We start from the raw sequence: 25,165 nt of genomic DNA on the forward strand, positions 1-25,165 counted from the left end.
CTGTGGGAGGGGCGCGGCCGGTACTGGGAGGATGGGACGGTGACTGGATCGACTGGAACGCTCGTGCTCGCAGGGACCCCCATCGGCGACCTGGCGGACGCCCCGCCCCGGCTCGCCGCCGAGCTGGAGGCGGCCGACGTCATCGCCGCCGAGGACACCCGCCGGCTGCGCCGGCTGACGCAGGGGCTCGGCGTCCACACCACGGGGCGCGTCGTCTCCTACTTCGAGGGGAACGAGTCCGCGCGCACGCCGGAACTCGTGGAGGCGCTGGCCGGCGGCGCCCGGGTGCTGCTGGTCACGGACGCGGGCATGCCGTCCGTCTCCGACCCCGGCTACCGGCTGGTCGCCGCCGCCGTGGAGCAGGACATCCGGGTCACCGCCGTGCCCGGCCCGTCCGCCGTGCTCACCGCGCTCGCCCTGTCCGCGCTGCCGGTGGACCGGTTCTGCTTCGAGGGGTTCCTGCCGCGCAAGGGCGGCGAACGCCTCTCCAAGCTCCGCGAGGTCGCCCGCGAGCCTCGCACGATGGTCTTCTTCGAGGCCCCGCACCGGCTGGACGACACCCTTGCCGCGATGGCCGAGGTGTTCGGCGCGGAACGGCGGGGCGCCGTGTGCCGGGAACTGACCAAGACGTACGAGGAGGTCAAGCGCGGCCCGCTGGGCGACCTCGCCGCGTGGTCGGCCGCCGAGCAGGTGCGCGGCGAGATCACCGTCGTCGTCGAGGGCGCGCCCGTGGGCGCCGAGGAACTGGATGCCGGGGAGCTGGTGCGCAGGGTGCGGGTGCGCGAGGAGGCGGGGGAGAGGCGCAAGGAGGCGATCGCCGCCGTGGCCGCCGAGGCGGGCCTGCCCAAACGCGAGGTGTTTGACGCGGTCGTCGCGGCAAAGAATGCGGCCAGGACCGGCCATGCGGACGGTAAAGGACTATCGTGAAAAGCAAAGCGAGAGCCGCGAACCGGGCTCTTTGACCACGAGCAGGCCAAAACCGCTCCAATACTCGACCCGGCCCGGTGCGCTCCCGCCGGTGAAGGCGTCCACTGGAATCCAGGGCGCATTCCCCGGAGTGCTTGTCCGACGGACAAGAGGAGCAGGCATGAGCGACACCACCATCACCACCGCGCACGAGGCCTACGCCTTCGCCTGCATGAGGTGCGGGCACGGCTGGGAGCAGGCCTACGAGATAGAACACCACGTCGACGCCTCCAACCACGCCTACGTGGTCTACAAGGCGGACGGCGAACAGGTGCCGTCCCCCCTTTCCACCCCCACCTGCGCCAACTGCGGCGGGCACGTCGTACGGATCATGAGGGCCGGCCGGGTCTCGACCGTCCAGCGGCTCCTGCACGACGCGCGCACCCAGCCCTCCGCCGGACCGCTGATCCCCCAGGAGCCGCCCGAGGAACCCCGGCCGGCCACCGCGGCCACCGCCGCCCCGTCCACCGGCCACCACTGGCACCTGTCCGACCTCCTGCACCCCTTCCGCAGGTGACCGCTCAGACCGCTCGGACCGTTCAGACCGCTTAGCGGAGAGCCCCGCGGCGCGATCCTCGTACGATCGTGCCCATGAGCCGCACCGAAGCACCGCCGCTGCCGGAACCCCTCCGGGTCCCGGTCGCCGATTCGCACACCCACCTGGACATGCAGGACGGCACCGTCGAGGAGGGCCTGGCCAGGGCCGCCGCGGTGAACGTGACGACCGTGGTCCAGGTGGGCTGCGACGTGAAGGGCTCACGCTGGGCCGCCGAGACCGCCGCCGCCCACGCGAACGTGCACGCCGCCGTCGCCCTCCACCCCAACGAGGCGCCGCGCATCGTCCACGGCGATCCGGATGGCTGGTCGAGGCAGGGGGCCCGTGAGGCGGGCGGCAGCGCCGCGCTGCACGACGCCCTCGCCGAGATCGACGCGCTCGCCGCCCTGCCCCACGTACGCGGCGTCGGCGAGACCGGCCTCGACCACTTCCGGACCGGCCCCGAGGGCATGGCCGCCCAGGAGGAGTCCTTCCGGGCCCACATCGAGATCGCCAAGCGCCACGGCAAGGCCCTCGTCATCCACGACCGCGAGGCCCACGCGGACGTCCTGCGCATCCTCGCGGACGCGGGGGCGCCGGAGCGGACCGTCTTCCACTGCTACTCGGGCGACGCGGAGATGGCCCGGATCTGCGCGGACGCCGGCTACTTCATGTCGTTCGCCGGCAACATGACCTTCAAGAACGCCCAGCCGCTGCGCGACGCGCTGGCGGTCGCCCCGCTGGAACTGGTCCTCGTCGAGACGGACGCCCCGTTCCTGACCCCGGCCCCGTACCGGGGGCGCCCCAACGCCCCGTACCTGATCCCGGTGACGCTGCGGGCGATGGCGGAGGTCAGGGGCCTGGACGAGGACACGCTGGCGGAGGCGATCGCGGACAACACGGCGAGGGCGTTCGACTACTGAGCGGACGGCGACGGGTGGCGGGCGCCCGAGGCGGGGCGCCTTACGCTTTACAGGTGAGTACCACTGAGCCCGACGCCCTCCTGGGCCCCGCAGACGTCCGCGAACTGGCCGCGACCCTCGGCGTACGCCCCACCAAGCAGCGCGGGCAGAACTTCGTCATCGACGCCAACACGGTCCGCCGGATCGTGCGGACGGCGGAGGTCCGGCCGGACGACGTGGTGGTCGAGGTCGGACCGGGCCTCGGCTCGCTGACCCTCGCGCTCCTCGAGGTCGCGGACCGCGTCGTGGCCGTCGAGATCGACGACGTACTCGCGGCGGCCCTGCCCGCCACCGTCGCCGCCCGGATGCCCGCCCGCGCCGACCGCTTCGCGCTGGTGCACTCCGACGCCATGCTCGTACGGGAACTGCCGGGGCCCGCGCCCACCGCGCTGGTCGCCAACCTGCCGTACAACGTCGCCGTGCCGGTGCTGCTCACCGTGCTCGACCGCTTCCCCAGCATCGAGCGGACCCTCGTCATGGTGCAGGCCGAGGTCGCCGACCGGCTGGCCGCCCGCCCCGGCAACAAGGTCTACGGCGTGCCCTCCGTGAAGGCCAACTGGTACACCGACGTCAAGCGCGCCGGGTCCATCGGCCGCAAGGTGTTCTGGCCCGCGCCCAACGTCGACTCCGGGCTCGTCTCGCTGGTCCGCCGCCGCGAACCCGTGGCGACGACGGCGAGCAAGGAAGAGGTCTTCGCGGTCGTGGACGCCGCGTTCGCCCAGCGCCGCAAGACCCTGCGCGCGGCACTCGCGGGCTGGGCCGGCTCCGCGCCCGCCGCCGAGGCCGCCCTGCTCGCGGCCGGCGTCTCGCCGCAGGCGCGCGGCGAGTCCCTGACCATCGAGGAGTTCGCGGCGGTCGCCGAGAACAAGCCGACGACGACCGGGAACGACACCGAGACCGGGACCGACACCGGGACCGACACCGGCACCGAGACCGGGAGTGCCCGATGAGCGTCACCGTACGGGTTCCCGCCAAGGTCAACGTCCAGCTCGCGGTCGGCGCCGCGCGCCCGGACGGCTTCCACGACCTGGCCAACGTCTTCCTCGCGGTCGGCCTGTACGACGAGGTCACCGTCACCCCGGCCGACAGCCTCCGGATCACCTGCTCCGGGCCCGACGCCGCACAGGTCCCGCTCGACGCGTCCAACCTGGCCGCGCGGGCGGCGTCCGCCCTCGCCGCCCGGCACGGCATCGCGCCCGACGTGCACATCCACATCGACAAGGACATCCCGGTCGCCGGCGGCATGGCGGGCGGCAGCGCGGACGGGGCCGGCGCCCTGCTGGCCTGCGACGCGCTGTGGGGGACCGGCACCCCGCGCGAGGACCTGCTCGCCCTCTGCGCGGAGCTGGGCAGCGACGTGCCGTTCAGCCTGGTCGGCGGCGCCGCGCTGGGCACCGGCCGGGGCGAGCTGCTGACCCCGGTCGAGGTGGGCGGCACGTTCCACTGGGTGTTCGCGGTGGCGGACGGCGGGCTCTCCACGCCCGCGGTCTACCGCGAGTTCGACCGGCTCACGGAGGGCACCCGCGTCCCGGAACCGGCCGCATCGGACGCTCTCCTGGACGCCCTGCGCACGGGCGACGCGAAGGCCCTGGCCGCCACCCTGGGCAACGACCTCCAGGCCCCCGCGCTCTCCCTGCGCCCCTCCCTGGCCGCGACGCTGGCCGCGGGCACGGAGGCGGGCGCGCTGGCCGCCCTGGTCTCCGGCTCCGGCCCGACGACCGCGTTCCTCACGGAGGACGCGGCGGCGGCGGACCGGGTGGCCGCCGCCCTCACCGCGTCCGGCACCTGCCGCACGGCGCGGACGGCGTCCTCCCCGGCGCGGGGCGCGACGGTCGTGTAGCGGTCAGCCCACCCGTACGGACTTCTTGGCCAGTTCGTACGCGGGGAGCATCTTTTCGATCTCCACCTCGTCCATGGCGTCCAGGCCCACCACGACCGGCCCCTTCGGGGTCGCGACGGCGAAGGCGTGGGCGCGCATGTCCTCCTCCAGCAGCGCGCTGTAGGTCGTGTACGTCGCCTCGGTGACGGCCAGACCACCCGCGGTGACCTGCTTGTAGGTGATTTTCGAAGGCTGATTGTCCGCCCCGACGAAGCCCTCCAGCGCCTTGCGCGCCGACGCGTCGGAGCCCGTCGCCTGCCAGACGCGCAGGAAGCCGATCCGGCCCGCCGGCTTCGCGTCGATCTCGCAGGCCATCGTGACCGGGCCCTGCTTCCCCAGCTCGGCGAACTCCGAGTCCGGATCCATCTCGACCGCCTCCGGCTTCCAGTCCTTCGCCAGGTCGAACGTCACCGGCAGCTCGCAGCCGGAGCCCGCGCCCCCGACCGTGCCGCCCTTGGCCGCCGCCTTCACGGCGGGCGCCGCGGACTTCCCCGCCTTCTTCCCCGCCTTCGCGTCGTCGCCGCTGTCCGGCTCCGACGAGCAACCGGTCAGCACGGCCGCGGCCAGCAGTACGGGCACCAGGCCACGCACGGTACGCAGTGTCATCGAGACTCCCCACCCCTTGATCGTTGCGCGCAACCTACACCGGGCGGGGCGGGCGCTCGTACGGAGGTCCGTACGGCGGGCGACTACGCTGGAGGCCGGAATCTTCCTCGTAGCTGGAGCGTTCGTGGCCGTCAACCTCATCAATGTCGAGCAGGTCAGCAAGGTGTACGGCACCCGTGCCCTGCTCGACGGAGTCTCCCTCGGCGTCTCGGAGGGGGACCGGATCGGCGTCGTCGGCCGCAACGGCGACGGCAAGACGACCCTGATCCGGATGATCGCCAAGCTGGAGGAGGCGGACACCGGCCGCGTCACACACAGCGGCGGACTGCGCCTGGGCGTGCTCACCCAGCACGACTCGCTGGACCCCGGGGCCACCATCCGGCACGAGGTCATCGGCGACCTCGCCGACCATGAGTGGGCGGGCAGCGCCAAGATCCGCGACGTGCTCACCGGCCTGTTCGGCGGGCTCGACCTGCCCGGCTTCGCCGACGGCCTGGACACCGTCATCGCGCCGCTCTCCGGCGGCGAGCGGCGCCGGATCGCCCTCGCCAAGCTGCTCATCGCCGACCAGGACCTGATCGTCCTCGACGAGCCCACCAACCACCTCGACGTCGAGGGCATCTCCTGGCTCGCCGGCCATCTGCGCGCCCGCCGCTCCGCCCTGGTCTGCGTCACCCACGACCGCTGGTTCCTGGACCAGGTCTGCACCCGCATGTGGGACGTCCAGCGCGGCACGGTCCACGAGTACGAGGGCGGCTACAGCGACTACGTGTTCGCCCGCGCCGAACGGGAGCGGATCGCCGCCACCGAGGAGACCAAGCGGCAGAACCTGATGCGCAAGGAGCTGGCCTGGCTGCGGCGCGGCGCCCCCGCCCGTACCGCCAAGCCGCGCTACCGCATCGAGGCCGCCAACGAGCTGATCGCGGACGTGCCGCCGCCGCGCGACACCAGCGAGCTGATGAAGTTCGCCAACGCCCGGCTCGGCAAGACCGTGTTCGACCTGGAGGACGTGACCGTCCAGGCGGGCCCCAAGACCCTGCTCACCCACCTCACCTGGCAGCTCGGCCCCGGCGACCGCATCGGCCTCGTCGGCGTCAACGGCGCCGGCAAGACGTCGCTGCTGAGGGCGCTCGCCGAGGCCGCCCGCAGCGAGGGCGAGGTGCAGCCGGCCGCCGGGCGGATCGTCGTCGGCAAGACCGTCCGGCTCGCCTACCTCTCCCAGGAGGTCCACGAGCTCGACCCGAACCTGCGCGTCCTGGAGGCCGTCCAGCAGGTGCGGGACCGGGTGGACCTCGGCAAGGGCCGCGAGATGACCGCCGGCCAGCTCTGCGAGCAGTTCGGCTTCGCCAAGGAGAAGCAGTGGACGCCCGTGGGCGACCTCTCCGGCGGTGAGCGGCGCCGGCTCCAGATCCTGCGGCTGCTGATGGACGAGCCCAACGTCCTCTTCCTCGACGAGCCGACCAACGACCTCGACATCGAGACCCTGACCCAGCTGGAGGACCTGCTCGACGGCTGGCCCGGCTCCATGATCGTGATCTCCCACGACCGGTTCTTCGTCGAGCGCACCACGGACCGGGTCATGGCCCTCCTCGGCGACAAGTCGCTGCGCATGCTGCCGCGCGGCATCGACGAGTACCTGGAGCGCAGGCAGCGCCAGGCCGAGACGCCGACGCCCGCCGCCGCGGCCCCGGCCGCCGCGTCGCAGGCCGCCGCCCCGGCGCCCGCCGTCTCCGCGCAGGCGGCCCGCGCCGCCAAGAAGGAGCTCCAGAAGGTCGAGCGGCAGCTGGAGAAGATGTCGACCCGCGAGACGACCCTGCACGCGCAGATCGCCGAGCACGCCACGGACTTCGAGAAGGTCGCGAAGCTGGACGCCGAACTGCGCGAACTCGTCGCGGAACGCGATGTGCTGGAGATGCGCTGGCTCGAACTGGCCGAGGACGCCTGACAAGTGACAACGGAACAGGGGGACGGGGCGATGAGCCGGCCGCCCGGACAGCGGCCGCCCGAGGGCGAGTTCGGGGCACCGTACGACCCGCCCGCGCAGCCCGGCTACGGATTCCCGCCCCAGGGCTACGCGCAGCCGCAGCCCGGCCCGTACCAGCAGCCCGGCCCGTACGCGCAGCCGGGTTCGCACCAGCTGCCCACCCAGCAGTACGCCGCCCCCGCCCCCCGGCCACCGCGCGGCGGTCCCTTCCGGGGCCGGACCGCGAAGATCGTCGGCGCCGTGCTGGCCGTGGCGCTCCTGGCCGGCGGCGGAATATGGTTCGCCACCGCCGGGAACGGGGACGACGACAAGCCCGTGGCGGGACCCAGCCACTCCGCGAAGCCCACCGCGGCCCCCTCGCCGACCGGGGACGGGGGCAAGGGCAAGGCCACGGGCGAGCCGGTGATCAGCCCGGAGGAGGAGACCCGGACCATCAACGCCGGCGCCGGGTCCGGCGAGGCGAAGGTCCGGTGGCTCCAGCGCAGCGGCGTGGACCTGCCGCGCTACGGCGACGACGTGTTCGGCCCCTGGTTCGCCGGGGACACCGTCGTCCGGGCCATGTTCTACACCGTCTCCGGCTACTCCATGGCGGACGGCACCGAACTCTGGAGCCTGCGGCTGCCCACCCGGATGTGCGGGGCGCCCTCCCGGCCCACCGAGGACGGCAAGATCGTCCTCGGGCTCCGGCAGGACACCACCGAAGGCTCCGACTGCGACACCCTCCAGATGGTCGACATGCGCACCGGCAAGCTCGGCTGGCGCAAGTCGTTCGTCCGCAAGGGCCTGTGGGACGGGCTCTCCGACCTCGCGATGGCCATCAACGGCGACACCGTGACCGTGGGCCGCACCAGCCGCACCGAGGGCTTCCGGGTCAGCGACGGCAAGCGGCTGTTCGGCGAACGCACCGGCACGTGCCAGCCGTTCGGCCTGGCCAGCGGCCCGGTCGCCCTCGCGGCCGTCAGCTGCCACACCTCCGACGACCAGTACAAGAACCAGCGTCTCGAACGCATCGACCCGGCCACCGGCAAGACGCTGTGGACGTACAAGCTCAAGACCGACAAGGACTGGGAGATCAAGCAGATCTACTCGGCCGACCCGCCGATCGTCTCGCTGATGAGCCCGGACAAGTGGGCCGTGATCGTGCTCAACGCGGACGGCAGCTACCGCTCCCGGCTCTCCGGCGGACCGGGCGACTACGAGCCCAAGTGCGACGACGACCTCGGCTCACTCAGCGGAAACCTGGACAACTGCCTCGGCGTCGCCGCCGACGCGAACACGTTCTACCTGAAGACCAAGACCGACCCGGAACACGACTACGTGAACAAGGTCGCCGCCTTCGACCTGAGCACCGGCAAGTTCCGCTGGTCCGCCACCTCGGCGCCCGACCAGCCGCTCACCCCGCTGCGCGTCGAGGACGGCAAGCTGCTGATGTACGTGCAGCCGGGCCGGAAGAAGGGCGGCGGGATCGCCACCCTGCCCGCCACCGGCGGCACCCCGCGCTTCGTGCTGCGGCACCCGGCGTCCGGCGCCGAGATGGAGCGCGGCTTCTTCGACCCGCGCGTCGTGTACGCCGACGGGCGCAGCCTCCTCGTGCAGACCCGGATCAGCGGGGTGGACGACGGGGACGAGGAGGAGACCCGTTCCATGGTCGCCTTCGGGAACTGACGGTCCGGAGCATCACGGCGGTATCACGACCCGGTCCGCCCTTGGGAACAGGGGCGGACCGAACCGGGAGGCCCCGTGGGGCGGGTGGTACAAAGAAGTCCCGCTCGATGACGTAACACTGCGGAAGCCATGCCCGATTCGCTCCATTTCGCCATGGTCCAGGGGTCGTGACCGTCCTGCGGACCACCGGCGGGATCGCGGGGGAGTCCGGAACGGGCACCGGACCGCACGAAGGGGGGACGTGCTGATGACGCAGCCGCCCGGACAGCAACCGCCGCAGGGAGGCTTCGGCGCTCCGCAGCAACCGCCGCACGGGGTACCGCAGCCGCCCCAGGGCCCGCCGCAGACTCCGCCGCCGCCTGCCGCGCCGCCCCAGGCCCCCGCCACCCCGCCGCCCACCCAGCCCGGCTACGGCTACCCGCAGCAGCCGGGCCCGTACGGTCAGCAGCCCGGCCCCTACGGGCAGCAGCCCCAGCAGCCGGGCCCCTACAACCAGCAGCCCGGCCCCTACGGGCAGCCGCAGCAGCCGGGCCCCTACGGCCCGCCCACCCAGCCCGGCTACGGCTTCCCGCCGCAGCAGTACCCCGGCGCGCCCGTGCCGCCGGGACCCGGCGGGTCCGGCCCGTTCAAGCGCAAGCCGGTCGTGATCATCAGCGCCGCCGTCGCCGCGCTCCTGGTCATAGGCGGCGGCGTCTGGTTCGCGACGAGCGGTGGCGGTGACGACGACGAGAAGCCGGTCGCCAAGAAGAGCGAGCAGGCGTCGAAGAAGCCGTCCGCCTCGCCCACCGTCGACAAGGGCGACGGCAACGGCACCGGACGGGGCGACGAGGACCTCAACAGCGGCCGCAAGGACGGCGAGGCCAAGGTCCTCTGGCTCCAGAAGAACGACGTGGACCTGCCGCGCAACGGCGCGGACGTCTACGGCCCCTGGATCGTCGGCGACACCATCGTCAAGGGCATGTACCGCACCGTCTCCGGCTACGCGGTGGCCGACGGCGAGCAGCAGTGGACGCTCAAGCTGCCCGCCGACCTCTGCTCCGCGCCCGAGCAGACCACCACGGACGGCAAGATCGTCATCGCGGTCAAGAACGGCACCACGGACAAGGCCGACTGCTCGGTCCTCCAGCAGATCGACCTCAACACCGGCGAGGCGGGGTGGAAGAAGGAGGTCAAGAAGAGCGGCCTCTTCGACATGATGTCGGACTTCTCCATGGCCATCAGCGGTGACACCGTGACGGCCGGCCGCACCGGCGCCGCCAACGCCTACCGGGTCAGCGACGGCAAGGAGGTCTTCGGCAAGCGGAGCGGCAACTGCCAGCCCTTCGCGTTCGCCGGCGGCCCCAAGCTCATCGCCGCGGTCAACTGCCGCACCGGCGACGTGAACAACCCGCAGCAGCAGATCGAGGAGCTCGACCCCGCCACCGGCAAGGCCAAGTGGGCCTACAGGCCGGCCCGCGGCTGGGAGGTCGACAAGGTCTACTCGGTGAGCCCGCTCATCGTCTCCCTCACCAAGGGCGACAGCAGCGAGGACAAGGTGTGGAGCATCATCGCGCTCCGCGAGAACGGCACGCTCCGCTCCCAGCTCGTCGGTGACAAGGGCGACAAGTTCGCCCCGGACTGCGGCGGCGGCTTCACGATCTTCGGCAAGCAGCTCCAGGGCTGCACCGGCGTCGCGGCCGACGCCAACACCTTCTACATGGCGACCCAGGACGACACCAGCGGCTCCGCCCGCACCAACAAGGTCGTCGCGTTCAACCTGAACACCGGCAAGCCGAAGTGGAAGGCGAACGCCCCGGACGCGCAGACCATGAAGCCGCTGGGCATGGAGGGCGGCGACGTCCTGCTGTACATCGACGGCGGCTACAGCAAGGGCGGCGGCATCGCCACCCTCCCGCCGACCGGCGGCAGCCCGAAGATGATCCTCCAGCACCCGGACTCGACCTCCGCGATCGAGCGCTCGTTCTACAACCCGACGATTCTGTACGCGGGCGGCCGTTCGTTCATCGCGAGCGGACGGGTCAGCGCGGGCAACGACAAGGAAGAGCTGGAGACGAAGACCATGATGGCCTTCGGCAACTGATGTGACGGCCCACCGACCGACCGCCCCTTTTTTCCCGAGGTACGCAACGCCATGACCCAGCCGCCCCCGCCGCCCCCCAACGATCCGCCCCAGGGTGGATTCGGCGCGCCCCAGGACCCGCCGCCCGGCGGTTTCGGCGCGCCGACCCCGCCGCCCCAGCAGCCGGGCTACGGCTACCCGCAGCCCCCCACCCAGCCCGGCTACGGCTTCCCGCAGCAGGGACAGCAGCAGCCGCACGACTTCCCGACGCAGGCCGCCTACGGCTTCCCGCAGCAAGGACAGCAGCAGCAGCCGTACGGCTACCCGACCGCCCCGATGCAGCCGGCCTACCAGCCGCCGCAGCCCGGCGGGAACGAGCCGAAGAAGTCCTCCACCCAGGCGCAGATCATCGTCGCCGCCGTGGTCGCCGTCGCCCTGATCGTCGGCGGCGGCATCTGGTACGCCAACAGCGGCGACGGCGACAAGAAGGACGAGGCGGGCACCTCCGCCGGCACCACCGGTGAGAACAAGGGCGGGAAGGGGGGAGACAAGGGCGAGAAGGGCGGCGACACCGGCGGCAAGGAGAAGGCCCCGGCCAACGTCGAGTCCACCGTCGCCTTCCAGCTACCGCACCCCAAGGTCACCGAGGTCACCACGGTCGCCGGCTCCTGGATCACCGACAAGGCGTACGTGAAGACCGGAGTCAACGAGGTCGTCGGCTACGACCTGGACAAGGGCACCAAGCTCTGGTCGATCCCGCTGGAGGGCCAGGTCTGCGCCGCCTCCCGGCACATGAGCGAGGACTACAAGACCGCCGTGCTCATCGAGGACGGCAAGCGGTCGAAGTCCAACAAGTACCCCAGCTGCAACCGGGTCGGCGCGCTCGACCTGGCGACCGGCAAGCTCCTGTGGAACAAGCAGGTCACCGCGACCACCGGCGGTGACCGGCCGGTCCGGTTCGACGAGGTCACCCTCAGCGGCACCACCGTCGCGGCCGGCGGCAACGACGGCGGCGCCGCCTTCAAGCTCGCCGACGGCGCCGAACTGTGGAAGCCGAAGGTCAGCACCGACCGCTGCTACGACCGCGGATACGGCGGCGGCGAGGCCCTCGCCGTGGTCCGCTCCTGCGGTTCGTACGACGAGCCCCAGCTCGTCATCCAGTCGCTGAACCCGACGACGGGCGCCCCGATCTCCTCGTACAAGATGCCCGCGGGCGTCGACTACGCGAGCATCGTCTCCACCAAGCCCCTCGTCGTCGCGGCCGACGTCGGCGACACCGCCGGTGACGGCAGTGGCATCTCCGACTTCTTCTCGATCGACGAGGCCACCGGCAAGCTGAAGATCCGCATCTCGGCCGACGCGGAGAAGTACGCGGCCAACTGCCGGTCCACCAAGGTCGAGAGCTGCCAGCACGTCGCGGTCGGCAACAACCGCGTCTACCTGCCCACCGAGGAGCACGACGGCGCCAGCGAGAGTTTCAGCCGGACCAACGAGATCGTCTCCTTCGACCTCACCACCGGCAAGCAGACCGGTGACCGGGCCGACGCGGGCGAGAAGTACACGATGTTCCCGCTGCGCATGGACGGCGGCAACATCATCGCGTACCGCGAGCCCCCCTACGACAAGGGCGGCGAGGTCGTCTCGATCAACGGAGAGACCTTCGAGCAGACGGTGCTGATGCGCAACCCGGCCGACGAGAAGATCCGGGACGCGGAGACCAGCTTCTCCTCGGACTACGCGGAGTTCCGCTACGAGCGGGGGCACTTCTTCATCTCCGAGACGATGGTCAGCGCACCCCGCAAGAGCTCCCTGGACGACGACGAGTACCTGGTGGTGTCCTTCCGCACCGGCTGAGTGCGAGGCGCCGACGCGTAGGGGGTGGAACCGGCCGGTTCCACCCCCACACGCGTTTCCGGGCGTGTAACTTGCGGCCCTGGAGGGCCGGGGGGCCTGTGTCGGTGCAACGGGGGGAACGTGCGATGGGTGTGAGTGTCCGGCTCATGGTGGTCGACGACCACCGACTGCTCGCCGAGGCGCTCGCCTCCGCGCTGAAGCTGCGCGGCCACCGGGTGCTGGCCGCCGCCGCGCCGACGAGCGGGGCGGCGGAACTGGTGGTCGGCCGGGCCCCCGAGGTCTGCCTGTTCGGCACGGCCGCCCCCGCCGAGCCGGGCACCTTCGACCCGGTGGTCCGGATCAGACGGGAGCGCCCGCAGACCGCGGTGGTGGTGCTCGGCCCGGTGCCCAGCCCGCGCGGGATCGCCGCCGCGTTCGCGGCCGGGGCCGCCGGGTACGTCCGGCACGACGAGCGCATCGAGGGCGTGGAGCGCGCCATGGCCAGGGCCCGGTCCGGCGAGGCGGCCGTCGCGCCCCAGCTCCTCCAGGGCGCCTTCGCCGAGCTCCTCGACCCGGCGGCCCGGCCCGACGACGAGGGCCGCCGGCTGCTGCGGCTGCTCACCCCGCGCGAGGCGGAGGTGCTGGTCCGGGTCGCGGAGGGCGAGGACACCCGGCTGATCGCGGCCGGGATGCGGATCGCGCCGAGCACCGCCCGTACCCATGTCCAGCGCGTCCTGATGAAGCTCGGGGTCGGCTCCCGGCTGGAGGCCGCCGCGCTGGCCGCCCGCACCGGGCTGCTGGACCGGGCGGCGGTGCTGCGCCGGGGCCCGGAGCCCACCGGCTGACGGCGCCCGCCGCGTGCCCCCTCCCAGACCCCATCACCCGCACGGGTGGTGGGGTTCTTCGCTGGGGTTCTTCATTGACGCTGTTGTTTATTCATGGTTCATTGTGTTGAGTTCTGTTTGATGGTGGAGGGAGCCTGGTGAAGAAGACCGTGACGACGCTCGCCGACGGCCGGGAGCTGATCTACTACGACCGCCGCGAGGACGCCGTGCGCGACGCGGTCGACACCCGCCCGCTCGACGCCGTCTCCACCTCCTCCGAGATCCGGCGCGACCCCCTGCTCGGCGACAGCGTCGCCATCGCCTCGCACCGCCAGGGCCGCACCTACCACCCGCCCGCCGACGAGTGCCCGCTGTGCCCCTCGCGCGAGGGCCGGCGCAGCGAGATCCCGGAGCCGGACTACGACGTCGCCGTCTTCGAGAACCGCTTCCCCTCCCTCGCCGGCGACTCCGGCCGCTGCGAGGTCGTCTGCTTCACCTCCGACCACGACGCCTCCTTCGCCGACCTCACCGAGGAGCGCGTCCGCCTCGTCCTGGACGCCTGGACCGACCGCACCGCGGCCCTGGCCGCGCTCCCGCAGGTCGAGCAGGTCTTCTGCTTCGAGAACCGGGGCGCCGAGATCGGCGTCACCCTCGGCCACCCGCACGGCCAGATCTACGGCTACCCCTTCGTCACCCCGCGCACCGGGCTGATGCTGCGCTCGGCGACCGCCCACCGCGCGGAGACCGGCCGCAACCTCTTCGAGGACGTGGTGGCCCGCGAGGAGGCGGACGGCTCCCGGATCGTGCTCGCCGCCGAGCACTGGACCGCCTTCGTGCCGTACGCGGCGCACTGGCCGTACGAGGTCCACCTCCACCCGCGCCGCCGCGTCGCCGACCTGCGGGACCTCGACGAGGCGGCACGCACGGAGTTCCCACAGGTCTATCTGGAACTCTTGAGGCGATTCGACCGGATCTTCGGACCCGGAGAGCCGCCGACCCCGTACATCTCCGCCTGGCACCAGGCGCCGTTCGGGGCCCCCGGGCGCGAGGAGTTCGGGCTCCACCTCGAGCTTTTCACCATCCGACGGACCTCCGGCAAGCTGAAGTTCCTCGCGGGTTCCGAATCCGGCATGAACGTGTTCATCAACGACGTGCCGCCGGAGACCGCGGCCCAGCGACTGCGAGAGGTAGCGAGCCAGTGAGTAACACCCCGAAGAAGTACCTGGTCACCGGCGGCGCCGGATACGTCGGCGGCGTCGTCGCGCAGCACCTGCTCGAAGCCGGGCACACCGTCACCGTCCTCGACGACCTCTCCACCGGCTTCCGGGAGGGCGTCCCGGACGGCGCCGACTTCATCGAGGGCCGCGTCCAGGACGCCGCGAAGTGGCTCGACGCCTCCTACGACGGGGTGCTGCACTTCGCCGCGTACTCCCAGGTCGGCGAGTCCGTCGCCGACCCCGAGAAGTACTGGGTCAACAACGTCGGCGGCTCCACCGCCCTGCTCGCCGCGATGCGCGACGCCGGCGTGCGCACCCTGGTGTTCTCCTCCACCGCCGCGACCTACGGCGAGCCGGTCTCCAGCCCCATCACGGAGTCCGACCCGACCGCCCCGACCAGCCCGTACGGCGCCACCAAGCTCGCCGTGGACCACATGATCACCGGAGAGGCCGCCGCGCACGGCCTGGCCGCCGTCTCGCTGCGCTACTTCAACGTGGCCGGGGCGTACGGCGCCTGCGGCGAGCGGCACAGCCCCGAGTCCCACCTCATCCCGCTGGTCCTCCAGGTGGCCCTGGGCCGGCGCGCGTCGATCTCCGTCTACGGCGACGACTACCCGACCCCGGACGGCACCTGCGTCCGCGACTACATCCACGTCGCGGACCTCGCCGAGGCCCATCTGCTGGCCCTGGACGCCGCCGCCCCCGGCGAGCACCTCATCTGCAACCTCGGCAACGGCAACGGCTTCTCGGTCCGCGAGGTCATCGAGACCGTCCGCGAGGTCACCGGCCACCCCGTCCCCGAGACCGCGGCCCCGCGCCGGGGCGGCGACCCGGCCGTCCTCGTCGCCTCCGCCGCCACCGCCGGGGAACGGCTCGGCTGGCGGCCCTCCCGCACCGACCTGGCCGGCATCGTCTCCGACGCCTGGACCTTCGCCCGCCGAGAGGAGCCCACCGCGCCATGACCGAGGACCACGCGGAGCCCACCGCCTCCTTCACCGAGCTGTACGGGTACGCGCCCGAGGGCGTCTGGGCCGCGCCCGGCCGGGTCAACCTGATCGGCGAGTACACCGACTTCAACGACGGCTTCGTCATGCCGCTCGCCCTGCCGCACACCGCCCGCGCCGCCGTCGCCCGCCGCACCGACGGGGAGCTGCGGCTGCACTCCACCGATGTGCCCGGCGGCGTCGTCGGCCTCCGGGTGGACGAACTGGCCCCGCACCAGGGCCACGGCTGGGCCGCCTACCCGGCCGGGGTCGTCTGGGCGCTGCGCGAGGCCGGCCACCCGGTCACCGGCGCCGACATCCAGCTGACCTCCACCGTCCCCACCGGCGCCGGGCTCTCCTCGTCCGCCGCCCTCGAAGTCGTCACCGCGCTCGCCCTGAACGACCTCTTCGGCCTCGGGCTCGACCGCGCCGCCCTCGCGGTCCTCGCCCAGCGCGCCGAGAACGCGTTCGTCGGGGTGCCCTGCGGGGTCATGGACCAGATGGCCTCCGCCTGCTGCACCGAGGGCCACGCCCTGCATCTGGACACCCGCGACCTCGGCCGCCGCCAGGTCCCCTTCGACCTGGCCGCCCACGGGCTGCGGCTCCTGGTCGTCGGCACCCGCGTCAAGCACGCGCTCGGCGACGGGGCGTACGCGGAGCGCCGGGCCGGCTGCGAGGAGGGCGCCCGCCTGCTCGGCCTGCGCACCCTGCGCGAACTGCCGTACGGCGAGCTGGATTCCGCCCTCGACCGGCTGGCCGGAGCCGGCGCTGACGAGTCGGTCGTGCGCTACGTGCGCCATGTGGTCGGCGACAACCGGCGCGTGGAGCGGGTCATCGCCCTGCTGGACGCCGGCGACGTGCGCGCGGCGGGCCCGGTCCTCACGGCGGGGCACGTCTCGCTCCGCGACGACCTGCGCGTCTCCTGCCCGGAGCTGGACCTCGTGGTCGAGGCGGCGAACGCGGCCGGGGCGCTCGGCGCGCGCATGACCGGGGGCGGCTTCGGCGGCTCGGCCATCGTCCTCGTCGAGGAGGCGGCGGCGGACGCCGTCACCGGGGCGGTGCTCGACGCGTTCGCGGGTGCCGGGTTCGGTGCGCCGGGGGTCTTTCCGGCGGTGCCGTCGGCGGGGGCGCGCCGGCTGGTCTGACGGCCGGGCCGGCGGCCCTTCCGGCGGGGCGGGGCGAGGTCAGACCAGGTTCTTGGTGAGGGTGAACTGCGTGACGCCCGGGGGGAAGTCCTCGACCTGCCCGCGGATCTCGTACCCCTGCTTGCGGTAGAAGCCGGGGGCCTGGAAGTCCCAGGTCTCCACGCGGGAGCGGGCGCACGACCGGTCCTCCCGCGCCACCCGTTCCGCCTCGGCGAGCAGCCGCGCGCCGAGGCCGGAGCCCCGGTGCGCGGTGTTGTCGTCCCGCAGCCGCTGATGCAGCAGCGCCCGCCGCTCCTTGTCCACGTCCGTCTCAAGATGAAACATGCGCCTCAGCGTAGGGCGGGCCCCGCCGCGACTTCCGGCAATTTCCTTCCGGCCGGGCCCCTCGCCCGTACCCTGATGCACAGCGCGCCGGCGGGGGGCCTGCGCGCACGCAGGGGGTACCGAGACGGCCTGGGCGCGGCGCCCGCGGTCCGGCCCCGCCGGGGGACGCGCGCTCGGCGCGCCCCGTCACACACAGCATGGGGGTGCCTGTGGCCCGTATCCGGGTTCTCGTGGTGGACGACCACCGGATCTTCGCCGAATCGCTCGCCGCCGCGCTCGCGGCCGAGCCGGATGTGGAGGTCGCGGCGGCGGGCAGCGGCCCGGCTGCGCTGCGCTGCCTGGAGCGGGCGGCGGCGGAGGGCCGGGCGTACGACGTGCTCCTGGTGGACGCGGAGCTGGGCGGCCACCTCGCCCCGCAGGCCGCCGCGCCGGTCCCGGTGGACGGGATCGCGCTGGTGGGCGCGGTCCGGGCGGCCCGCCCCTCGGTGCGTACGGTGGTGCTCGCCGAGAAGGACGAGCCCGGCCGGGCCGCGCGCGCCCTCCAGGCGGGGGCCTGCGGCTGGGTCGCCAAGGACAGCTCGCTGCAACGGCTGCTGGCGGTGATCAGGGGGGTGCTGCGGGACGAGACGCATCTGCCCGCCGCCCTGCTGACGGGGGTGCTGCGGGAGCTGCTGGCCGAGCGCAAGCACCGCACCGAGAGCGAGAAGCTGGTGGCGTCGCTGACCCCGCGCGAGCGGGAGGTGCTGCGGTGCATGGTGGCGGGGCTGGGCCGCAAGGCGGTCGCGGAGCGGCTGTTCCTCTCGCCGCACACCGTGCGTACGCACATGCAGAACGTGCTGGGCAAGCTGGGCGTCCACTCCACCCTGGCCGCGGTGGCGCTGGCGCGCCGGGCGGGGGTCGGCCCGGCCGACCTGGCGGAGAAGGAGCCGCCGGACGGGGCGGCGGGCTCAGGGAATGTTGTCGAACGGGGCGGTCAACCTGCGTAGCAGCCCGGCCAGTTCGGTGCGCTGCTGGGCGGACAGCTCGCCGAGGATGGCGCGCTCCTGGGCCAGCAGTCCGGCCAGCGACTGATCGGCCTTGTCGCGGCCCTCGGCGGTGAGCCGGACCAGCACGCCGCGCCGGTCGCTGGGGTCGGGGAGCCGCTCGACGAGGTTCTTCTTGGTCAGCCGGTCGATGCGGTTGGTCATCGTGCCCGAGGTGACCAGGGTCTGGGTGAGCAGTTGGCCGGGGGAGAGCTGATACGGGGCGCCGGCCCGGCGCAGCGACGTGAGGACGTCGAACTCCCACGGCTCCAGCTGGTGCTCGGCGAAGGCGATGCGGCGGGCCCGGTCGAGGTGACGGGCCAGGCGCGAGACGCGGCTGAGGACCTCGAGCGGTTCCACGTCGAGGTCGGGGCGCTCTCGGCGCCATGCAGCGACCAGTCGGTCGACCTCGTCCTCCATGTGGATCAGTGTAGAGGGTCTGTCGATATGAAGTCTCTTGAATTCGAGTGTCTTGACATCAAGATACTTTCAGGTCGACCCTGGATCCATGACCGCACCGCTCTGGGACCCCCGGCAATACCTGCGCCACGCGGACCACCGCACCCGGCCCTTCCACGACCTCCTGGCCCGCGCCCCCGACCCGCCCGGCACCCCCGCGCCCCGTGTCGCCGACCTCGGCTGCGGCGCCGGCAACGTCACCGCCCTGCTCGCCGAGCGCTGGCCCGCCGCCCGGATCACCGGCTACGACAGCTTGCCGCAGATGCTGGAACGGGCCCGCGCCCACACCACGGACCTGCTGGACTTCGCCGAGGCCGACGCCGCCACCTGGACGCCCTCGGAGCCGTACGGCCTGATCATCTCCAACGCCCTGCTCCAATGGGTGCCCGGCCACGCCGACCGCTTCCCGGACTGGCTGGACGCCCTGCTGCCCGGCGGCACCCTCGCCCTCCAGGTCCCCGGCAACTTCGACCAGCCCTCGCACGCCCTGATGCGCGAACTCGCCGAGTCCCCGCGCTGGCGCCCCCGCCTGGGCGGCCTGCTGCGCCACGCGGACGCCGTGCTGAGCCCCGCCGGTTACCTGGACGCGCTGACGGGCCCCGGCCTCACCGCCGACGTCTGGGAGACCACGTACCTCCATTTGCTGCCGGGCGAGGACCCGGTTCTGGACTGGGTCGAGGGCACCGGCCTGCGCCCCGTTCTCACCGCCCTCGCCGACGACGAGGAGGCCCTGAACGCCTTCCGCGCCGAACACCGCGCCCGCCTCCGCACGGCCTACCCCCGGGGCCTGCACGGCACGGTGTTCCCCTTCCGCCGCATCTTCGCCGTGGCCCGGCGGGGGAAGCGATGATCGCCGCGCTCGACCATGTCCAGCTGGCCGCCCCCGAGGGCAGCGAGGAGGCGCTGCGCGCCTACTACGCGGACGTCCTCGGCATGACGGAGATCCGCAAGCCGCCCGTGCTCGCCGCCCGCGGCGGCTGCTGGTTCGCCGCCGGCGCCGTTCAGCTGCATCTGGGGATCGAGGCGGACTTCCGGCCGGCCCGCAAGGCCCATCCGGGGCTGCGGGTCACGGACATCGAGGCGTACGCGGCCCGGCTGGCCGCACGCGGTGCCGAGGTGGTCTGGGACGGGAACCTGCCGGGACACCGCCGCTTCTACAGCCACGACCCGGTCGGCAACCGGCTGGAGTTCCTCGAACCCGTGTCCTTCTCCGGTCCGGGCCCCGCCCGCTCAGGCTCCCGGTTCCTCCGGTGTCGCAGGAGGTTCCTCCGGCGTCGGCGCCGGCCGGGTGAAGAGAACGGCGCGGGCGACCGGCGGAGCGAACAGCGCCGAGACGGGCCGGGCGAGCATGAGTACGGCACGGAAGGCGTCACCCACGACCGGGTCGCCGGTCGCCCTCTCCTGGACGCGGCTCAGGTACCAGTCCGCGACCCGGTCCGCGGGCCCGCAGTCGAGGGCGTTGCCCATGGCGCCCGGCATCTTGCGATCCGCCCCGGCGGAGATGTCCCATGCCTGACGGGAGGCCGCGAGCAGCGCCCGCCGCACACGCCGGGTCGTGGGGCGCCGATCGGCGAGCGCGTCACGCAGGGCGACCGCGTTCATCGCGGCGACGGCCATGCCCTGGCCGTAGACCGGGTTGAAGGTGCACAGGGCGTCGCCGGTCGCGAGGAATCCCGCCGGCGTGCCGGGCAGGTCGTAGCGGCGGCGGATGTTGGCGGTGCGCCGGAAGCCGAACGGCGGGGAGAGCGGTTCGGCCTTCTCCAGCCAGCGGTCCAGGAGCGGATGGTCCAGCCGTTTGACGTACGACGTGAACCCGTCCTCGTCCGTGGGCGGTTCGGTGCCGCGCAGCCCGGACACGATCACCAGGTGGGTGCCGTCCTCCAGGGGCAGCGCACCGCCGCCGTGCGGCTGTGAGGGGCCCGGATAGACGTAGTACCCGACGGTCGGACCGTCGAGAACCCCCTCCGGGCCGCGGTAGACGCGGGAGGCGTAGGCGAGCCCCGTGTCGATGGTCTCCTCGTGCGGGGCCGGGGCGCCGCATGCGGCGAGCCACTGCGGGGCCTTCGTACCGGCGCCGGAGGCATCGACCACCAGGTCGGCCGCCAGGGCCCGGGGTTCCGCATGGGTGTCCCCGGAACGGTCCCGCAGCAGTACGCCCCTCACCCGCGAGGCGTCACCGAGGAGCCCCACGACGTCGGTGCCCTCCAGAGTGCTGATCAGCGGGTTGGCGAGAACCCGCCGCCGTACCAGTTCCTCCAGTTGGGCACGGGACCCGGTATAGATGTGTGTGGAGGGGCGCACGCGCCGGAACCAGCGCCCGGCCTGCCGGAGCACTAGGTCCGACGGCATGCCCACCCACGGCGCACCCGCCTTCCGTAAATCCGCGAGGAAGCCCGGCAGCAGCGCTTCCACGGCGACCTGTCCACCCTCCAGCAGCACATGGGGATGGCGCCCTTGCGGCACGCCGGACCGCGGCTCGGCGCCGTCCGGGAACCGGTCACGCTCGACGACGGTCACCCGGTCGGCGTGCCCGGCCAGCACATGCGCCGCGAGCAGCCCCGAGAGGCTCCCGCCCACGACCACCACATGACGTCCACGGCGGCTGCCCGCGTCCACGGCAGAGTTCACCGGCTCACTCCCTGATCGGCCCTCGACATCGATTCGTCGCAAGTGTCCCACCGCGGAAGCCTGGTGGGCCGAGGTTCGGCCACAGCGCGGCGCGGGTCGGGACACACGAGTGAGTGGTGGGGCGGGAGTGGAACACGTCTCCGCGGCCTTCGCACCGGACGTGTGCGCTCCTAGGTCGGAGCACACGATCCGGGCGAAGGCCGCGGGACGAAGACCGGCCTAGTACAGGCCGTTGTAGATGTCCCAGCCGTAGCCGATCTTCGCGCGCTTGTTCAGCTTGCCGGTGCCGGTCGACGAGTAGCGGTACACGTCGCCCTTGCCGTCGATGCCGACCAGGTCCGCGTGGCCGTCGCCGTCCATGTCGCCCGGGGCGGCGAACTGCTTGTAGATGTTGTAGCCGTAGCCGAGCTTCACGCGGGCCGAGAGCGGCTTCGAGGCGTTGCCCGTGCCCTTGTACAGGTACAGGTTGCCCTTGGTGTCGCGGGCCACGACGTCCGCGATGCCGTCGCCGCTGAGGTCACCGGCGCCGACGATCTTGTTGTACGTGTTGTAGCCGTAGCCGACCTTGGCCTTGGCCGCGAACTTGGTGCCGAGCCCGTTGCCCTTGTACAGGTACAGGTTGCCCTTGGTGTCGCGGGCCAGGAGGTCGCCCTTGCCGTCGCCGGTCAGGTCGCCCGGACCGGTGAGGCTGTTGTAGACCTGCCAGCCGGTGCCGATGTAGTCGCCGTTGACGTAGAGCGTGCCCTTGTAGTTCTGGACCAGGTCGCCCCAGCCGTCGTTGTCGAGCGACGACGCCATCGACAGGCTCACGCTGTTCCAGCCGCTGTCCGAGCCGTCGCCCTGACGCGGGAAGAACTTCCCGTTGTTGCGGTTCTGGTACCAGTACAGGCTGCCGCCCTTGGAACGGCCCAGGACCTCGTGCTTGCCGAAGTCCGGGTTGCCGCCCGCGCCGACGAACAGCGCCGCCGCGTTCCAGCCCGTGCCGCCCTCGACGCGCTTCTCGAAGGTGCCGTCGCCCTTCGAGTAGTACGTGTACAGCGTGCCGTTCACCTTGCGGGCGACGATGTCGCCCAGGCCGTCGCCGTCCACGTCGTCGAAGCTGATCAGCTGGTTGTAGATGTCCCAGCCGTAGCCGACCTTCACGCGCGCCTTGAACGGGTTCGACGCGTCGCCGGTACCGGCGTAGAAGTACACGTCGCCGTTGGGCTTGCGGGCGATGATGTCGCCCAGCCCGTCGCCGTTGACGTCGTTGGCGCCGACGATCTGGTCGTACGTGTTCCAGCCGTAGCCGACCTTGACACCGGCCTTGAAGGGCGCGCTGTTCACATTGCCGGTCGAGATGTACACGTAGATGTCGCCGGAGGGCGTCCGCGCGAGCAGGTCGCCGCGGCCGTCGCCGTTCAGGTCGCCGGGGGAGACGACCTTGTTGTACTTCTGCCAGCCGTTGCCCGACCAGGTGACGTAGCCGGTGCTGTCCGCGCCCCAGCTCTGGTAGAGCGAGAGCTTGCCGGACGCCGACAGCGTCAGCACCTCGGCCATCCCGCCGCCGTCCAGGTCGCCCGGCGTGATGATGTCCTTCGGCGTCTCGAACTGGTCGTCGCTGTAGATCGTGTACGCGTGCGAGCCCGAGGAGTCCGTGATCGCGTACAGGTTGCCGTCCAGGCCCCGGTACAGCATGTCGCTGTAGCCGTCGCCGTCCAGGTCGGCACGCGGCTTCGCGGGAACGACCGCGGACGGGGACTGCGCACCCGGTGCGGCGGACGCGTCCGACTTCTTCTTCGCCGAGCGCTTCGGCAGGGTGAGCGTCGGCTGCGCGCCGAGCTCCGGGGTGTTCTGCGCGGTGGCGCCGCTCGGAGCGGTCGCCGAGTCATCGGCCGAGGCCGGGGCCGCCAGCAGCATGCCGGCGGAAAGGACGAGTGCGGTGCAGGCCGCGATCCGCCGCGCACGCTTGGAGCGCGTAACAGAACGGCCGGGTTCCACAGAAGTCAAAGCCCCCCCAGGGGTAAGTGGTGGAACCGGGAGAAAGGCGATCGCACGGTGCAAAACGTGCACCGTTCACAGGTGCATTACATGCAGGCGACGCATTCCCGGAATGGTCACAGACTCTACAACTGTGACCACCGGGACTGTAGTGGTTTAGCGCTGGATCAAGGTTGCGGCTTGGACACATCCGCGACCGCGGCCGCGGAAAACCGCCCGGCCGCGGAGATCCGGACGGCCGCGGAAACCCGGACGGCCCGTCAGCTCTTGCGGTGCCCTATCAGCCGCGGCTTGGACTCCAGATTCTCCAGACCGTGCCAGGCCAGATTCACCAGATGCGCCGCGACCTCCGCCTTCTTCGGCTTGCGCGCGTTCACCCACCACTGACCCGTCAGCGCCACCATGCCCACCAGCGCCTGCGCGTACAGCGGGGCCAGCTTCGGATCGAATCCCCTGGCCTTGAACTCCAGCCCCAGGATGTCCTCCACCTGGGTGGCGATATCGCTGATCAGGGAGGCGAACGTGCCCGTGGACTGCGCCACCGGAGAGTCCCGGACGAGAATGCGGAAGCCGTCCGTGTACGTCTCGATGTAGTCCAGCAGGGCGAAGGCCGCCTGCTCCAGGAGCTCACGCGGATGGCCCGCGGTCAGCGCACCGGTCACCATGTCCAGGAGCTTGCGCATCTCCCGGTCCACCACGACCGCGTACAGCCCCTCCTTGCCGCCGAAGTGCTCGTAGACGACCGGCTTCGACACCCCCGCGCGGGCCGCGATCTCCTCGACCGACGTGCCCTCGAAGCCCTTGTCCGCGAACAGGGTGCGACCGATGTCCAGCAACTGCTCACGGCGTTCCTTCCCGGTCATCCGCACCCGGCGGGCCCGCCGGGACGAGGGTGCACGGGTGTTCTCGCTGCCTGCGCTGGAGTCGGTCGCCACGTCGTCCATCATGCCGGGTCGGCCGCCGCGGGGTGGCGCCGGGACTCGATCCGGGCGGAGTCCGGCCAGCGCACGTCGTAGGCCCAGCCGGCCCGCTCGAACCAGCGGATGAGCCGGGCACTCGAATCGATCTGACCCCGCATCACGCCGTGCCGCGCGCTCGTCGGGTCCGCGTGGTGCAGGTTGTGCCAGGACTCGCCGCAGGACAGGACCGCCAGCCACCACACGTTGCCCGAGCGGTCGCGGGACCTGAAGGGGCGCTTGCCCACCGCGTGGCAGATCGAGTTGATCGACCACGTCACGTGGTGCAGCAGGGCCACCCGTACCAGCGAGCCCCAGAAGAACGCCGTCGCCGCACCCCACCACGACATCGTCACCAGCCCGCCGACCAGCGGGGGAATCGCCAGCGAGATGATCGTGAACGTCATGAAGTGACGGGAGACACGGCGGATCGCCGGGTCCTTGATGAGGTCCGGGGCGTACTTCTGCTGCGGAGTCTGCTCCTCATCGAACATCCATGCGATGTGAGCCCACCACAGACCCTTCAGCAGCGCCGGCAGCGTCTCACCGAACCGCCACGGCGAATGCGGATCGCCGTCCGCGTCCGAGAACCGGTGATGCTTGCGGTGATCGGCCACCCAGCGCACCAGAGGACCCTCGACCGCCAGCGAACCGGCCACCGCCAGAGCGATGCGGAGCGGACGCTTCGCCTTGAACGAACCATGCGTGAAATAGCGGTGGAAACCGATCGTGATGCCATGGCAGCCGATGAAGTACATCGCCACCAGCAGACCCAGATCGAGCCAGCTCACACCGCGGCCCCAGGCCAGCGGCACCGCCGCGACCAGCGCCACGAACGGAACGACGATGAACAGCAGCAACGCGATCTGCTCGATCGACCGCTTGTTGTCCCCGCCGAGCGTGGCGGAGGGAGGAACAGGATCACCGGCCGCCGGAGCGGCGGCCTCGATCACATCGGGGCTGGTCTTCATGGGGAGTCCCCTGGGGGTGAGAACGAGACGGACAACCGGGGTTACGCACCCGTAACCTACGGCTTCGTAAGTATGTCAGCGCGCAGGCCCGCCCACGAGAGGGCGAAACACCGCGCACAGACGCACGAATACCGGGTAGACACACACCGCGTACCCCGGCCGGAGCC

The 25,165-nt window shown here is 72.1% G+C and carries 22 protein-coding genes and 1 pseudogene; 16 read left to right on the plus strand and 7 right to left on the minus strand.

All coding sequences use genetic code 11. The features are described from left to right. Positions 1–63 precede the first annotated feature (63 nt). The 5 genes from rsmI to DNK56_RS04440 all read left to right on the plus strand — a co-directional run bounded on the left by rsmI (position 64) and on the right by DNK56_RS04440 (position 4,303). The gene (gene rsmI, locus DNK56_RS04420) at positions 64–927 is read left to right on the plus strand and encodes a 16S rRNA (cytidine(1402)-2'-O)-methyltransferase (protein WP_111330620.1); all 864 of its coding nucleotides are present in this window, start codon (positions 64–66) and stop codon (positions 925–927) included. Between the two features lie 160 nt (positions 928–1,087). Continuing rightward, positions 1,088–1,483 (plus strand): hypothetical protein, encoded by a 396-nt coding sequence (locus tag DNK56_RS04425; RefSeq protein WP_111330622.1) that lies wholly within the window; start codon positions 1,088–1,090, stop codon positions 1,481–1,483. Positions 1,484–1,557: 74 nt separating this feature from the next. Then, positions 1,558–2,424, plus strand: coding sequence for a TatD family hydrolase (locus DNK56_RS04430; protein WP_111330624.1), 867 nt, complete (start codon positions 1,558–1,560; stop codon positions 2,422–2,424). Positions 2,425–2,477: 53 nt separating this feature from the next. Beyond that, positions 2,478–3,413, plus strand: a complete 936-nt coding sequence (rsmA, locus tag DNK56_RS04435; RefSeq protein ID WP_111330626.1) for a 16S rRNA (adenine(1518)-N(6)/adenine(1519)-N(6))-dimethyltransferase RsmA — start codon at positions 2,478–2,480, stop codon at positions 3,411–3,413. Then, entirely contained in the window at positions 3,410–4,303 is an 894-nt protein-coding gene (locus DNK56_RS04440) for a 4-(cytidine 5'-diphospho)-2-C-methyl-D-erythritol kinase (RefSeq protein ID WP_111330628.1), read from the plus strand. The genes rsmA and DNK56_RS04440 overlap by 4 nt, the downstream gene beginning before the upstream one ends. 3 nt (positions 4,304–4,306) lie before the next feature. Here the strand turns inward: DNK56_RS04440 and DNK56_RS04445 are convergent, their stop codons facing one another. Beyond that, entirely contained in the window at positions 4,307–4,948 is a 642-nt protein-coding gene (locus DNK56_RS04445) for a lipoprotein (RefSeq protein ID WP_199563880.1), read from the minus strand. 124 nt (positions 4,949–5,072) lie between these two features. Here DNK56_RS04445 and DNK56_RS04450 point away from each other — a divergent pair, with 124 nt between their 5' ends. The 8 genes from DNK56_RS04450 (at position 5,073) to galK (ending at position 16,658) form a co-directional block, all read left to right on the plus strand. Beyond that, entirely contained in the window at positions 5,073–6,893 is a 1,821-nt protein-coding gene (locus DNK56_RS04450) for an ABC-F family ATP-binding cassette domain-containing protein (protein WP_111330630.1), read from the plus strand. A gap of 3 nt (positions 6,894–6,896) precedes the next feature. Continuing rightward, positions 6,897–8,597, plus strand: a complete 1,701-nt coding sequence (locus tag DNK56_RS04455) for an outer membrane protein assembly factor BamB family protein (RefSeq protein WP_342211072.1) — start codon at positions 6,897–6,899, stop codon at positions 8,595–8,597. Positions 8,598–8,844: 247 nt separating this feature from the next. After that, a complete protein-coding gene (locus tag DNK56_RS04460; RefSeq protein WP_111335464.1) occupies positions 8,845–10,677 on the plus strand; it encodes an outer membrane protein assembly factor BamB family protein in 1,833 nt (610 codons plus the stop codon). Positions 10,678–10,728: 51 nt separating this feature from the next. Next, positions 10,729–12,510, plus strand: coding sequence for an outer membrane protein assembly factor BamB family protein (locus DNK56_RS04465; protein ID WP_111330634.1), 1,782 nt, complete (start codon positions 10,729–10,731; stop codon positions 12,508–12,510). A gap of 131 nt (positions 12,511–12,641) precedes the next feature. Continuing rightward, the gene (locus DNK56_RS04470) at positions 12,642–13,334 is read left to right on the plus strand and encodes a response regulator transcription factor (protein ID WP_111335465.1); all 693 of its coding nucleotides are present in this window, start codon (positions 12,642–12,644) and stop codon (positions 13,332–13,334) included. A gap of 137 nt (positions 13,335–13,471) precedes the next feature. Continuing rightward, entirely contained in the window at positions 13,472–14,515 is a 1,044-nt protein-coding gene (galT, locus tag DNK56_RS04475) for a galactose-1-phosphate uridylyltransferase (protein ID WP_111330636.1), read from the plus strand. Continuing rightward, entirely contained in the window at positions 14,512–15,492 is a 981-nt protein-coding gene (gene galE, locus DNK56_RS04480; protein ID WP_111330638.1) for a UDP-glucose 4-epimerase GalE, read from the plus strand. The genes galT and galE overlap by 4 nt, the downstream gene beginning before the upstream one ends. Next, positions 15,489–16,658: a galactokinase gene (gene galK, locus DNK56_RS04485; protein ID WP_111330640.1), complete on the plus strand. Its 1,170-nt coding sequence runs from the start codon at positions 15,489–15,491 to the stop codon at positions 16,656–16,658. The genes galE and galK overlap by 4 nt, the downstream gene beginning before the upstream one ends. 39 nt (positions 16,659–16,697) lie before the next feature. Here galK and DNK56_RS04490 read toward each other — a convergent pair whose 3' ends face one another. Continuing rightward, positions 16,698–16,982, minus strand: a complete 285-nt coding sequence (locus tag DNK56_RS04490) for a GNAT family N-acetyltransferase (protein ID WP_111330642.1) — start codon at positions 16,980–16,982, stop codon at positions 16,698–16,700. Between the two features lie 197 nt (positions 16,983–17,179). Between DNK56_RS04490 and DNK56_RS04495 the strand changes: the two genes are divergently transcribed. After that, positions 17,180–17,968: a LuxR C-terminal-related transcriptional regulator gene (locus DNK56_RS04495; protein ID WP_111330644.1), complete on the plus strand. Its 789-nt coding sequence runs from the start codon at positions 17,180–17,182 to the stop codon at positions 17,966–17,968. On the opposite strand, the gene DNK56_RS04500 is transcribed toward DNK56_RS04495, so the two are convergent. Then, a complete protein-coding gene (locus DNK56_RS04500; protein WP_111330646.1) occupies positions 17,930–18,424 on the minus strand; it encodes a MarR family winged helix-turn-helix transcriptional regulator in 495 nt (164 codons plus the stop codon). The genes DNK56_RS04495 and DNK56_RS04500 overlap by 39 nt on opposite strands. Before the next feature lie 88 nt (positions 18,425–18,512). Between DNK56_RS04500 and DNK56_RS04505 the strand changes: the two genes are divergently transcribed. After that, a complete protein-coding gene (locus DNK56_RS04505) occupies positions 18,513–19,313 on the plus strand; it encodes a trans-aconitate 2-methyltransferase (RefSeq protein WP_111330648.1) in 801 nt (266 codons plus the stop codon). Beyond that, positions 19,310–19,669 (plus strand): annotated as a pseudogene (locus DNK56_RS04510) (VOC family protein); the annotation flags it as partial. The gene DNK56_RS04505 and the pseudogene DNK56_RS04510, both read left to right, overlap by 4 nt. Before the next feature lie 24 nt (positions 19,670–19,693). Here the strand turns inward: DNK56_RS04510 and DNK56_RS04515 are convergent. From DNK56_RS04515 to DNK56_RS04530, 4 genes are all read right to left on the minus strand, one after another. Further along, entirely contained in the window at positions 19,694–21,040 is a 1,347-nt protein-coding gene (locus DNK56_RS04515; protein WP_158558559.1) for an FAD-dependent oxidoreductase, read from the minus strand. A gap of 270 nt (positions 21,041–21,310) precedes the next feature. Next, positions 21,311–23,071, minus strand: a complete 1,761-nt coding sequence (locus tag DNK56_RS04520) for an FG-GAP repeat domain-containing protein (protein ID WP_111330652.1) — start codon at positions 23,069–23,071, stop codon at positions 21,311–21,313. Positions 23,072–23,331: 260 nt separating this feature from the next. After that, positions 23,332–24,018 (minus strand): TetR/AcrR family transcriptional regulator, encoded by a 687-nt coding sequence (locus DNK56_RS04525; RefSeq protein WP_111330654.1) that lies wholly within the window; start codon positions 24,016–24,018, stop codon positions 23,332–23,334. Then, positions 24,015–24,998, minus strand: coding sequence for an acyl-CoA desaturase (locus DNK56_RS04530; protein WP_111330656.1), 984 nt, complete (start codon positions 24,996–24,998; stop codon positions 24,015–24,017). Before DNK56_RS04530 ends, DNK56_RS04525 begins: the two co-directional genes overlap by 4 nt. Positions 24,999–25,165: the final 167 nt, after the last annotated feature.

It is taken from the genome of Streptomyces sp. AC1-42W (assembly GCF_003248355.1).
In the GTDB taxonomy this organism is placed as follows: domain Bacteria; phylum Actinomycetota; class Actinomycetes; order Streptomycetales; family Streptomycetaceae; genus Streptomyces.

Excerpts from the sequence above, each read along its gene's own strand:
- DNK56_RS04425 (WP_111330622.1), top strand. The coding sequence starts at position 1,088 with ATGAGCGACACCACCATCACCACCGCGCACGAGGCCTACGCCTTCGCC.
- DNK56_RS04430 (WP_111330624.1), top strand. The coding sequence starts at position 1,558 with ATGAGCCGCACCGAAGCACCGCCGCTGCCGGAACCCCTCCGGGTCCCG.
- DNK56_RS04440 (WP_111330628.1), top strand. The coding sequence starts at position 3,410 with ATGAGCGTCACCGTACGGGTTCCCGCCAAGGTCAACGTCCAGCTCGCG.
- DNK56_RS04445 (WP_199563880.1), bottom strand. The coding sequence starts at position 4,948 with ATGACACTGCGTACCGTGCGTGGCCTGGTGCCCGTACTGCTGGCCGCG.
- DNK56_RS04460 (WP_111335464.1), top strand. The coding sequence starts at position 8,845 with ATGACGCAGCCGCCCGGACAGCAACCGCCGCAGGGAGGCTTCGGCGCT.
- DNK56_RS04465 (WP_111330634.1), top strand. The coding sequence starts at position 10,729 with ATGACCCAGCCGCCCCCGCCGCCCCCCAACGATCCGCCCCAGGGTGGA.
- galK (WP_111330640.1), top strand. The coding sequence starts at position 15,489 with ATGACCGAGGACCACGCGGAGCCCACCGCCTCCTTCACCGAGCTGTAC.
- DNK56_RS04490 (WP_111330642.1), bottom strand. The coding sequence starts at position 16,982 with ATGTTTCATCTTGAGACGGACGTGGACAAGGAGCGGCGGGCGCTGCTG.
- DNK56_RS04495 (WP_111330644.1), top strand. The coding sequence starts at position 17,180 with ATGGGGGTGCCTGTGGCCCGTATCCGGGTTCTCGTGGTGGACGACCAC.
- DNK56_RS04500 (WP_111330646.1), bottom strand. The coding sequence starts at position 18,424 with ATGGAGGACGAGGTCGACCGACTGGTCGCTGCATGGCGCCGAGAGCGC.
- DNK56_RS04505 (WP_111330648.1), top strand. The coding sequence starts at position 18,513 with ATGACCGCACCGCTCTGGGACCCCCGGCAATACCTGCGCCACGCGGAC.
- DNK56_RS04525 (WP_111330654.1), bottom strand. The coding sequence starts at position 24,018 with ATGATGGACGACGTGGCGACCGACTCCAGCGCAGGCAGCGAGAACACC.
- DNK56_RS04530 (WP_111330656.1), bottom strand. The coding sequence starts at position 24,998 with ATGAAGACCAGCCCCGATGTGATCGAGGCCGCCGCTCCGGCGGCCGGT.